This window comes from Agrobacterium sp. 16-172Ci, from assembly GCF_053522725.1.
This window is the reverse complement of sequence record NZ_JBNWBW010000028.1, coordinates 76,243-87,624: the sequence shown is the minus strand read 5'-3', so window position 1 is coordinate 87,624 and position 11,382 is coordinate 76,243. Positions and strand designations below refer to the sequence as shown.

The 11,382-nt window shown below is 60.1% G+C and carries 11 protein-coding genes; 7 read left to right on the top strand and 4 right to left on the bottom strand.

The window, feature by feature from the left end:
• Positions 1 to 113: 113 nt before the first annotated feature.
• Genes ACQZ40_RS21415 through ACQZ40_RS21405 form a run of 3 tightly spaced genes read right to left on the bottom strand, consistent with a single transcriptional unit; the run spans position 114 to position 2,431 of the window.
• Positions 114 to 1,388, bottom strand: a complete 1,275-nt coding sequence (locus ACQZ40_RS21415; RefSeq protein WP_271045687.1) for an NAD(P)/FAD-dependent oxidoreductase — start codon at positions 1,386 to 1,388, stop codon at positions 114 to 116.
• 15 nt (positions 1,389 to 1,403) lie between these two features.
• Complete coding sequence (locus ACQZ40_RS21410) at positions 1,404 to 2,072, bottom strand: haloacid dehalogenase type II (protein ID WP_035221404.1); 669 nt, start codon at positions 2,070 to 2,072, stop codon at positions 1,404 to 1,406.
• Entirely contained in the window at positions 2,069 to 2,431 is a 363-nt protein-coding gene (locus ACQZ40_RS21405) for a hypothetical protein (RefSeq protein ID WP_125145792.1), read from the bottom strand. Before ACQZ40_RS21405 ends, ACQZ40_RS21410 begins: the two co-directional genes overlap by 4 nt.
• Here ACQZ40_RS21405 and ACQZ40_RS21400 point away from each other — a divergent pair.
• The 7 genes from ACQZ40_RS21400 (at position 2,396) to ACQZ40_RS21370 (ending at position 10,845) form a co-directional block, all read left to right on the top strand.
• Positions 2,396 to 3,232, top strand: a complete 837-nt coding sequence (locus tag ACQZ40_RS21400) for a GNAT family N-acetyltransferase (RefSeq protein WP_448748628.1) — start codon at positions 2,396 to 2,398, stop codon at positions 3,230 to 3,232. The genes ACQZ40_RS21405 and ACQZ40_RS21400 overlap by 36 nt on opposite strands.
• A gap of 15 nt (positions 3,233 to 3,247) precedes the next feature.
• The gene (locus ACQZ40_RS21395; RefSeq protein ID WP_065657191.1) at positions 3,248 to 4,621 is read left to right on the top strand and encodes an aspartate aminotransferase family protein; all 1,374 of its coding nucleotides are present in this window, start codon (positions 3,248 to 3,250) and stop codon (positions 4,619 to 4,621) included.
• 257 nt (positions 4,622 to 4,878) lie between these two features.
• On the top strand, positions 4,879 to 5,592 hold the full coding sequence (locus tag ACQZ40_RS21390; protein ID WP_065657190.1) for an HAD-IA family hydrolase: 714 nt from the start codon (positions 4,879 to 4,881) through the stop codon (positions 5,590 to 5,592).
• Positions 5,593 to 5,685: 93 nt separating this feature from the next.
• The gene (locus ACQZ40_RS21385; protein WP_142844668.1) at positions 5,686 to 7,296 is read left to right on the top strand and encodes an ABC transporter substrate-binding protein; all 1,611 of its coding nucleotides are present in this window, start codon (positions 5,686 to 5,688) and stop codon (positions 7,294 to 7,296) included.
• Between the two features lie 92 nt (positions 7,297 to 7,388).
• Positions 7,389 to 8,339 (top strand): ABC transporter permease, encoded by a 951-nt coding sequence (locus ACQZ40_RS21380; RefSeq protein ID WP_003524664.1) that lies wholly within the window; start codon positions 7,389 to 7,391, stop codon positions 8,337 to 8,339.
• Positions 8,339 to 9,190, top strand: a complete 852-nt coding sequence (locus ACQZ40_RS21375) for an ABC transporter permease (protein WP_059753371.1) — start codon at positions 8,339 to 8,341, stop codon at positions 9,188 to 9,190. The genes ACQZ40_RS21380 and ACQZ40_RS21375 overlap by 1 nt, the downstream gene beginning before the upstream one ends.
• On the top strand, positions 9,190 to 10,845 hold the full coding sequence (locus ACQZ40_RS21370) for an ABC transporter ATP-binding protein (protein ID WP_271045682.1): 1,656 nt from the start codon (positions 9,190 to 9,192) through the stop codon (positions 10,843 to 10,845). Before ACQZ40_RS21375 ends, ACQZ40_RS21370 begins: the two co-directional genes overlap by 1 nt.
• 43 nt (positions 10,846 to 10,888) lie before the next feature.
• Here ACQZ40_RS21370 and ACQZ40_RS21365 read toward each other — a convergent pair whose 3' ends face one another.
• Positions 10,889 to 11,365: an Lrp/AsnC family transcriptional regulator gene (locus tag ACQZ40_RS21365; protein WP_003506856.1), complete on the bottom strand. Its 477-nt coding sequence runs from the start codon at positions 11,363 to 11,365 to the stop codon at positions 10,889 to 10,891.
• Between the last annotated feature and the right edge of the window lie 17 nt (positions 11,366 to 11,382).

Genomic DNA, 11,382 nt, shown 5'->3' with positions numbered 1-11,382 from the left:
CGGAAATACGGCCGCCTGCCTGCATAGGCCGGGATGCGCATCCCGGCCTATGCATCAAGTAAACCACAATACGTCCACACAAGTCCGGCATGACGGAAAAACTAACAGCCCTTCTACTGAATCTTGTCCAGCATCTTGTAATAAAAGCCCACCAGCGGCAGGAACCACGGCTTGCCGAAATGACCGGGAACCGCCGGCCAATCAAGCCCCTTCAGCGGATTCTTGTCCGGCCGTCCCAGAATGGCGTCAGCCATAATCATCCCGAGATGCGTCGAGAGCTGCGCACCGTGGCCGGAATAGCCCATGGCGTACCAGACGCCGTCATGGAAACCGGCGCGCGGATAACGGTCCTTGGTCATGTCCACCAGACCGCCCCAGCAATAATCGATCGGCACATGGGAAAGCTGCGGGAAGATGCGATGCAGGCTTTCCGTCAGGATCGCGCCGCTCTTGGCATCAGAACGCTGGTCGGATGTCGCGGAAAAGCGGGCGCGGCCGCCGAAGATCAAGCGATTGTCCGGCGCCAGACGGAAATAATTGCCGATATTCATGGAGTTGACATAGGTGCGGTTGCCCGGAACCGAGGCCTGAACCTCGGCATCCGTCAGCGGCCGCGTGGCGATGATGAAACTGCCGACGGCGATGATGCGGCGACGGAAATAACCGAAGCCGGACGGCGTGTAAGCGCCGGTCGCCACCAGAACATTGTCGGCCGTCACCTTGCCGCGCGGGGTTTCCAGTTCATGGGTCCTGCCGTTCTGGATGTGCTTCGTCACCGCCGCATTTTCGAAAATCACCGCGCCATGACGGCTGGCGGCTTCGGCAAGGCCGGCCACATAGCGCCCCATATGCATCATGGCGCTCTTCTTCGAGAGCATGGCGCCATAAAAGGGCGAACCGATCTCCGACTTGAGATCGACTGCGGAAAGAAGCGCCGTATCGGGATCGACCTCGGCATGCAGCGCCTCGAAATTCTTCGCCAGACCTTCGAAATGCTGCGGCTTGGAGGCAAGCTTCAGCTTGCCCGAGCGGCGGAAGTTGCAATCGATGCCTTCCTCCGCGATCAGGCCCTCCAGCGTATCGATGGAGGAATCGAGCGCCCTGTAGAGGGCGATCGCGCGTTCCTTGCCAAGCTCGGCCTTGGCGGAGAGATAGGAATGGGCGAGACCATTGTTGAGATGCCCGCCATTGCGGCCGGAGGCGCCCCAGCCGACCCGCTCCCCTTCAAGAACGACCACCCGCGCGCCGGCCTTGGCCAGCTGGCGCGCGGCACCGAGACCGGTGAAACCTCCACCGATGACGGCGACATCGTAATGACCTTCGACGGGACCTTGCGCGGCACCTGAAAATTGCGGCGCGGTATCGTGCCAATAGGAGACGAACTTCATGGTCCCGACCTTTCCTTACAATCCAACCACGCCTGCCAGGCCGGAAATATCGGCGATTTCGACATAACCGTAATAGGGATTTGCGGGCTCGTGACCACGATTGACCCAGACCTTGTTCTTGATGCCGAGATCATGGGCCGACATCAGATCGTAACGGAACGAGGAGGAAACATGCAGCATGTCTTCCGGACCGCAGCCCAGCATGTCGAACATATATTCGAAAGCCTTGAAGCGCGGCTTGTAGGCCTGCGCCTGCTCGGCGGTGTAGACCGCGTGGAAGGGCGCACCGAGTTTTTCGACATTCGACATGATCTGCGAATTCATGGCATTGGAGAGGATGACGAGGGGAATTTCCTTCGCAACCTTGGCAAGCCCGGCCGGAACATCGGCATGCGGGCCCCAGGTCGGAACGCGCTCGTAAACGAAGGTGGCATCTTCATCCTTGAAGGCCACGCCATTGCGCTTGCAGCTGCGCGAAAGCGAATTGTGAACCACCTGAGCATAGGGCTTCCAGTCACCCATGATCTCATCCAGACGATAGGCCGCAAAATTCTTGATGAACTGCTGCATCTGCGCTTCATCGAGACGATCGCCATAAAGATCGCGGGCGGCCTCTGCCATCTGGAAATTGATCAGCGTGCCGTAGCAATCGAAGGAGATGTATTTCGGGCGGAAGATGGTCATGTCGTCGTCATCCTTGCTTGGGGATTGGTGGTGGCTGCAATAATCAGATCATAGAAAGCCTTTGCCCGGTCGGCGCACCGCAATTGCCATTCGCGGAAGCAGATTGTTGCGTATGCAGCCGCCAGTTTGGCAGAGAGTTGCGTTGAGGCAAACCGGAAGCCGCCGCCAGTCCCCGGTTTACGGCCGGGTGCGGACAAGATGCGGCATAAGATGCGGCGGCGGATAAAAGCAACAGCGAAACATATCGAACCTTCCCATTTGTCGGGACAATCTTCTTTCGGCATCGGTCTATCAATGAATAAGCAGAAAAACGGAGTTCCGGCATGCAGGCGAGCCTGATCGATATCCAAACGTTTCAACCGGACCACCTCGACGCGGCCGTTGAACTTTCCCGCCAGGCCGGCTGGCCGCACCGGAAAGAAGACTGGGCGCTGGTCCTTTCCCTGAGCAAGGGTTTCGTCGCCCTGGAAAACGGGCGCGTCGTCGGAACCGCCATGGCGACGATTCTTGGAGACACCTGCGCCACTGTCAATATGGTGATCGTGGACGAGAGCATGCGCGGCCGCGGCCTTGGACGCCAGCTGATGGGCGCGGCATTGGACGCAGCAGAAAATCGCGAGTGCCGTCTTGTAGCCACGGCCGACGGCCTGCCCCTTTATGAAAAGCTGGGCTTCGCCGCCTGCGGCGAGGTGCTCCAGCATCAGGGCATTCCGGCCGCGACCGACAGGCCGGAAGGTGTCACCTGGGCGGAAACCATCGATCCGGCCGAACTCGCCGTGCTCGATGCGCAGGCTTTCGGTGCGGACCGTACAGCCCTCTTTGCAGCACTTGCCGACAGGGCGCGTTTCGCCGTCGTGCAGGAACAGGGCGTCATCAAGGGGTTTGCAGCACTTCGCGCCTTCGGGCGCGGCGAAGTCATCGGCCCGGTTGTGGCGGAAAACGCTGAAATCGCGAAAGATCTGATCGCATTCGTGTTTTCTGAACGTCCCGGCGCATTCCTTCGTGTGGACACCACAGCCGATACGGGGCTTGCCTCCTGGCTTGCCGAACGCGGTCTTGGCCATGTCGGCGGCGGCATCGCCATGCGCCGGTCGAAAACCGAAATCCCCGCCGACAAAAAACTGAAAACATTCGCATTGACCAGCCAGGCGCTGGGCTGAATCCGGAGAGACCCCATGTTAAGCAATTCACTGATCGAACTGGATCGCGCCCATCTGGTGCACCCTGTCTCCTCCTTCCGCGGCCATGAAAAGCTGGGCGTGCGGGTGCTGCAATCGGCACGCGGCGCCACCGTCACCGATATGACCGGCCATCAGCTCATCGACGGCTTTGCCGGCCTGTGGTGCGTCAATGCCGGTTACGGCCATGACAGCATCGTCGAGGCGGCGGCAAAGCAGATGCGGGAATTGCCTTATGCCACCGCCTATTTCGACATTGGCAGCGAACCGGCCATCCGGCTGGCCTCCGAGCTTGCCGACCGCGCGCCGGGCGATCTCAACCACGTCTATTTCACGCTTGGCGGCTCCGATGCGGTGGACAGCACCATTCGGTTCATCCGCTATTACTGGCATGCCAAGGGCCAGCCGCAGCGCGACCAGTTCATTTCCATCGAACAGGGTTATCACGGCTCCACCACCGCCGGTTCGGGCCTCACCGCCCTGCCCGCTTTCCATGCCGGTTTCGGCGTGCCCTACGACTGGCAGCACAAAATCCCGTCGCACTACGCCTACCGTAACCCGGTGGGAAGCGACCCGGCCGCCATTATCGCATCCTCCCTGCAAATCCTGAAGGACAAGATCGAGGCGATCGGTCCGGACCGCGTCGCCGCCTTCTATGCGGAACCGATCCAGGGTTCCGGCGGGGTTCTCGTGCCGCCTCCCGGCTGGATTAAGGCCATGCGTGACCTCTGCCGGTCCTATGGCATCCTCTTCGTCGCCGACGAGGTCATCACCGGCTTTGGCCGCACGGGGCCGCTGTTTGCCTGTGCCGACGAGGATATCGTGCCGGACTTCATCACCACCGCCAAGGGTCTGACCTCCGGCTACGTGCCGATGGGCGCCGTCTTCATGGCGGACCACGTCTATGATACAATAGCCGACTTCGCAGGCGAGGCCGCAATCGGGCATGGCTACACCTATTCCGCCCATCCCGTCAGCGCCGCCGTCGGCCTCGAAGTGCTGAAACTTTACGAGGGCGGGCTGCTGGAAAATGGCCGCCGCGCCGGTGAAAGGCTGATGGCGGGGCTTGAGAGCCTGAGAAGCCATCCGCTGGTCGGCGATGTCCGCGGGCGCGGCATGCTCGCCGCCATCGAACTCGTGACCGACAAGGACAAGAAAACGCCGCTGCCGGCCGCTGCGGCCCCCGCACGCAAGGTTTTCGACCGCGCCTGGGAAAACGGTCTGATCGTGCGCGCCTTTGCGAACGGTATTCTGGGTTACGCGCCGCCGCTCTGCTGCACCGACAGCGAGATCGACGCCATCATCGAGCGGACGCTGAAGACCCTCGACCAGACGCTCGAAGACCCCGCGGTACGGGCCGCCATGGCCTGAGGCGATAGCCGGGTGGCGTTGCGGCATCCTCTCGAAATGTCGCAACGCACCGCATATTCGCAATATTCTGCCGAAGAGCCGATCCATTTCGGCGAATCCGGTGTGCCGAAAGTGCCAAACTATTAATGCAAACGGCACTAAACGCCATAAAAAAGGGCGTAATCGTAAATGGGAACGGGGCAAGGATCCCGTCCGGGAACAGAATAATCTGCCGCAGGCTCCCCAAGAGGCTTAAGGCGGCAAAGCGGAGACCGACATTGCCCAAAAAACTGAGCGACTTCAAATATATGAGCTTCGACGTGGTGGGAACCCTCATCGATTTCGAAGGCGGCCTGAAATCGACGCTGGCCGCAATCGGCGCGGAAAACGGCGTGGAGGTCGATGGTGAAAAGGCGCTCGCGCTTTACCGCGCGGCCCGTTATTCCGACGCGACCGACCTGTTTCCGGATGACCTCGTCCGCGTATACCTGATCATCGCTCCCGAACTTGGCCTGCCGGCGGAACGCGCATTCGGTGAACGCCTGCGCGATGCGGCAAAAAGCTGGAAAGGCTTTGAAGACAGCCGCGCCGCCATGGCCGAACTTGCCAAGACGCATCGCCTCATCGCCATGACCAACGCCCAGCGCTGGGCCTTCGAATATTTCTCGAAGGAACTCGGCAATCCGTTTCATGCCGCTTTCACGGCGGATGACACCGGCACCGAAAAACCCGATCCCGCCTTCTTCGAAAAGGTCTTCGCCTTTGTGAAAAGCGAAGGCGCATCTAAGGACGACATTCTGCACGTCGCGCAAAGCCAGTACCACGATATCGGCATTTCCCGGAAACTGGGCATGACCAATTGCTGGATCGAGCGTCGCCACGCCCAGAAAGGATATGGCGGTACGATCGAGCCGGAAAACTTTACCGAGCCTGACTACCACTTCACCTCGATGGCCGGCCTTGCCGAAGCAGTGAAACAGACGGGCGGCTGAGCCGCCCCGCCAATGGCGTGCCGCGAACTGGGATGCGGCATGCCGGAAATTTCTTCAGACGCATTTCAACAAATCATACAAAAGGGGAAGACCATGAGTGACAGGATTACAAACTGGACCCGCTCCGACGATGCCGCCGTTGAACAGGCGATCCGGCGCGGCGCAACGCGGCGTGAGCTGCTTCACATGCTGCTGGCGGGCGGCGTCGCCCTTTCCGCCGGTTCGGCCATCCTCGGCCGCGCTTCAAATGCCGTGGCCGCAACGCCGGTATCCGGCGGCACGCTGAAAGCTGCCGGCTGGTCCTCCTCCACCGCCGATACGCTCGATCCGGCAAAAGCCTCGCTTTCGACGGACTATGTCCGTTGCTGCGCGCTCTATAACCGTTTGAGCTTCCTCGATGTTTCCGGAACACCACAGCTGGAACTGGCCGAAGCTATCGAAACAAAGGACGCCAAAACCTGGACGGTGAAGCTGCGTTCCGGCGTCACCTTCCACGACGGCAAGGCCCTGACGGCCGACGACGTGGTTTATTCGCTGAAGCGACATCTCGATCCGGCCGTCGGTTCCAAGGTCGCAAAGATTGCCGCGCAGATGACCGGCTTCAAGGCTCTCGACAAGAGCACAGTCGAAATCACGCTGGCGAACGCGAATGCGGACCTGCCATCCATTCTGGCCCTGCACCATTTCATGATCGTTGCCGACGGCACCACGGATTTCTCCAAGGGCAACGGCACTGGCGCTTTCAAGCTCGAAAAATTCGAGCCGGGCGTGCGTTCGATCATGAGCAAGAACACCAATTACTGGAAGTCTGGCGGCCCGCACATCGACAGCTTCGAATTCATGGCGATTTCGGACGACAATGCACGCGTCAACGCCCTTCTTTCCGGCGATATCCAGCTTGCGGCGTCCATCAACCCGCGTGCACTTCGCCTGCTCGACAAGCAGGACGGTGTCGTTCTGTCCAAGACGACATCGGGGAATTACACCAACCTCAACATGCGTCTTGACCAGGCGCCCGGTAATAACGCCGATTTCGTCGCCGGCATGAAGTCGATCGTCAATCGCGAGCAGATCGTCAAGGCGGCCCTGCGCGGCCTCGGTGAAGTCGGCAACGACCAGCCGGTTCCGCCGATGAGCCCCTATCACAATCCGGACCTCAAGCCGAAAGCCTTCGATCCTGACAAGGCGAAGTTCCACTTCCAGAAGGCCGGCCTCATTGGCCAATCCATTCCGGTCATCGCATCGGATGCGGCAAGCTCTTCCGTCGACATGGCGATGATCATCCAGGCTTCCGCCGCCGAAATCGGCGTCAAACTGGATGTGCAGCGCGTGCCTTCGGACGGTTACTGGAGCAATTACTGGCTCAAGGCGCCTGTCCATTTCGGCAACATCAACCCGCGCCCGACACCGGATATCCTGTTCTCGCTGCTCTATGCTTCCGACGCACCGTGGAACGAAAGCCAGTACAAGTCGCCGAAATTCGACAAGCTGATGCTCGAAGCACGTGGCATGCTCGATATGGACAAGCGCAAGCAGATCTACTTCGAACTGGAAACGATGATCGCCGACGAAGCCGGCACCATCATTCCCGCCTATATTTCGAATGTCGACGCCATCAGTTCCAAGCTGAAGGGTCTGGAAGCAAATCCGCTCGGCGGCATGATGGGTTACGCCTTTGCGGAATACGTCTGGCTCGAAGCCTGATAGACCATGGGGCCGGGCGCGAAAATGCGCCCGGTAGCCTTTCCGTCGTTGCGGAAAGCCTCCACAATCAGGCACGTCGCAGGAGCATGTGAATGAACAGCCGGATATTATCCCTTATCGCCAGGCGGCTGGTCGTCATGCTGACGACGCTGCTTATCGTGTCGTTTATCGTCTTTTCCGCCACCAGCCTGCTGCCCGGCGACACGGCGACGATCCTGCTTGGCCAGGCGGCGACGCCGGAGGCCGTGGCCGGCCTGCGCACCGCCATGCATCTCGACGATCCGGCCCTCCTGCGCTTCGTCCGCTGGCTTCTCGGCCTGCTGCAGGGTGAACTCGGCACGTCCTATGCCAACAACATGGCGATTGCCGACCTTATCGGACCGCGCTTCGTCAACTCCATGAAGCTTGCCGGCATTACCACCATCATCGCCGTGCCGCTGGCTCTGACCCTCGGCATCAGCTCCGCCATGCTGCGCGGAACGCTTTATGACCGGGCCGTAACCGTGCTGACCATCGGCGTCATTTCGGTGCCGGAATTCATGATCGCCACACTCGCCGTGCTGCTTTTCGCCGTCTATCTGAAATGGCTTCCGGCGCTGTCGCTGGTCAGCGAGGTTCACACGCTTTTCGATGTGCTGCGGGTCTATGCCATGCCGGTCATCACGCTGACCTTCGTCGTTTCCGCACAGATGATCCGCATGAGCCGCGCTGCCGTCATCGAGACGCTGGATACGCCCTATGTGGAAATGGCGCTTTTGAAGGGCGCGCCGCGCATGCGCATCGTGCTTCGCCATGCGCTTCCCAATGCGCTCGGCCCCATCGTCAATGCGGTGGCGCTATCACTTTCCTATCTCGTCGGCGGCGTCATCATCGTCGAGACAATCTTCAATTATCCCGGCATTGCCAAGCTGATGGTCGATGGCGTCGCAACCCGCGACCTGCCGCTGATCCAGAGCTGCGCGATGATCTTCTGCGTCGGTTATCTCCTCCTCATCACGACGGCGGATATCATCGCCATCATGTCCAATCCGAGGCTGCGCTGATGGCCGACAATATTAAAACAACTTCGGGGACCTCGCGTTTGGGTTACAAGATCAACGCAGTCGGTGTTTTCGGCTTTCTCGTCATTTTTTTCTGGGCCATGGTCGCAATCTTCGCGCCCTATCTCATTCCGCATCCGGTCGGTGAGATCGTCGATCTCGATTATTTCGGGCCGATGACCTCCGATCTCTGGCTCGGTTCCGATTATCTCGGCCGTGACGTGTTCTCCCGCATTCTCATGGGCGCGCGTTTCACGGTCGGCATATCGCTCGCCGCCGTCACCATCGCCTGCACCTCCGGCGTCGTGCTCGGCATGTGCGCCGCCGTCATCGGCGGCTGGTTCGATGCGGCGCTCAGCCGGTTTCTCGATGCGGTAAATTCCATTCCGAGCAAGCTTTTCGGTCTCGTGGTCGTCGCCGCCGTCGGCTCTTCCATTCCGGTGCTGATCATCACGCTCTCGGTCATCTATACACCGGGCGCCTATCGTTTCGCCCGGGCGCTCGCCGTCAACGTCAACACCATGGATTTCGTCACCGTCGCCCGGGTGCGCGGCGAAAGCCTGTTCTACCTCATCGGCTCTGAAATCCTGCCGAACATCGTCCGGCCCGTCCTGGCCGATCTTGGCGTGCGCTTCGTGTTCATCGTGCTGCTTCTGTCGGGCCTTTCCTTCCTCGGCCTCGGCCTGCAGCCGCCGAATGCGGACTGGGGCGCGCTGGTGCGTGAGAACATCGGCGGCCTGCCGTTTGCGGCCCCCGCCGTCATCTTCCCGTCGCTGGCCATTGCCAGCCTGACGATCAGCGTCAACCTGCTGATCGACAATCTGCCGCAGAAAATCCGCGACAGGAGCGAATAATGAGCAATCTTGTTGAAATCCGTGGACTGAAAGTCGAGGCCACCACCGATTCCGGCCGCCGTATCGACATCATCAAAGGCGTGGACATCGACATCGCCGATGGCGAAATCGTCGCGCTGATCGGCGAAAGCGGCTCCGGCAAGACTACCATCGCGCTGACCATGATGGGCTATGCCCGGCCGGGCTGCCGCATTTCCGGCGGCAGCGTCAAGGTGGCGGGCCAGGACATGGTGCAGCTTTCCGAAGTCGAACGCGCCAAAGTCCGCGGCACAAAAGTGGCCTATGTGCCGCAGAGCGCCGCCGCCGCCTTCAACCCGGCGCAGAAGATCATCGACCAGGTCATCGAAGTCACCCGCATCCACCATCTGATGCCACCGCAGGAAGCACGCACGCGGGCGGTTGAACTTTTCAAGGCGCTGTCGCTGCCCAACCCCGAGACCATCGGCGAGCGTTACCCGCATCAGGTGTCCGGCGGCCAGCTTCAGCGCCTCTCCGCCGCAATGGCGCTGATCGGCAATCCGAAGCTGGTGATCTTCGACGAGCCGACCACCGCTCTCGACGTCACGACCCAGATCGAGGTTCTGCGTGCCTTCAAATCGGCAATGCGCAAGAACGGCATCGGCGGCGTTTATGTTTCGCACGATCTCGCCGTCGTCGCCCAGATCGCCGATCGGATCGTTGTGCTGAAAGGCGGCGAGGTTCAGGAAACCGGTACGACCACCGATATCCTCGAAAATGCCCAGCATCCCTACACGAAGGAACTGCTGACGGCCTTTCATGACAAGGCGCGTGTCATCACACCCGCCAGACAGGAGCAGGCAACGCCGCTGCTGGACATCGAAAAGCTGATCGCCGGTTACGGAACGAAGGGCGAAGACAAGATGCCGCTGGTGCGGGCGGTGGATAGCGTCAGCCTCTCGGTCTATCCCGGTCGTAATCTCGGCATCATCGGCGAATCCGGTTGCGGAAAATCGACGCTGGCGCGCGCCATCGCCGGCATTCTGCCGGCGGCCGGCGGCCATGTCATCTTCGAAGGCCGGGAACTGGATGCGGATGCCCGGCGTCGAACCGGCGACCAGCTGCGCCGGATGCAGATCGTGTTCCAATATGCCGATACCGCACTCAACCCCTCGAAACCCATCGAGGATATTCTCGGCCGGCCGCTGACCTTCTATCACGGCATGAAAGGCAAGGCGCGCGACGCCCGGATCGATGAACTTCTCGATATGGTGAAGTTGCCGCGCTCGGTGCGTCACCGCCACCCTTCCGGTCTTTCCGGCGGCCAGAAACAACGCGTCAATTTCGCCCGCGCACTTGCCGCCGAACCCTCGCTCATCATCTGCGACGAAATCACCTCGGCACTCGATACCGTGGTGGCGGCCGCGATCATCGATCTTCTCGGAGAGCTGCAGCGGGAGCTGAACCTCTCCTATATCTTCATCAGCCACGATCTCTCGGTGGTGGAAACCATCTGCGACGAGATTGTCGTGATGTATGGCGGGCAGAAGGTGGAGCATCTGGAAACCGAAGCGATCAAATCGCCCTCCCACCCCTATTCGAAACTGCTGTTTTCCTCGGTGCCGAAACTCGACCCGACATGGCTCGACAATCTCCAGCAGGATGCGGAGCTGGTGCGGGCGTTTTCGAAAAGGTGAGAATGAAATGATACGGCCCGGCAACGGGCCGTTTTCTCACACCTCACAGCGGAAACAGGCTGGTCAGCGGCATATGCGACTTGATGATCGGCGATTTCAGCACCACGAAGCTGAAATATTTGTCGATGCCCACATCCATATCGGTCAGCCGCTCCATGATCGACTGGTATTCAACGATGCCAGAGGTGACGAATTTCAGCAGGTAATCGTAACCGCCCGAAACAAGGTGGCATTCCACCACCTGGTCGATCTTTTCGACAACGCCGAGGAAGCGGGCGAAATCGATCTGGCGATGGTTCTTCAGCGTGATTTCCGTAAACACCGTCAGCGTCTGGCCGAGCTTGTTGATGTTGATCTGCGCCGAATAACCCTCGATATAACCTTCCGCCTGCAGCTTCTTCACCCGCATCAGGCAGGGGCTTGGCGACAGATTGACAAGTTCCGCCAGCTCGACATTGGTGATGCGACCGTTTTTCTGCAATTCGTAGAGGATCTTGATATCGATCCGGTCAAGTTTCATCACGTGCGGAACCCCTT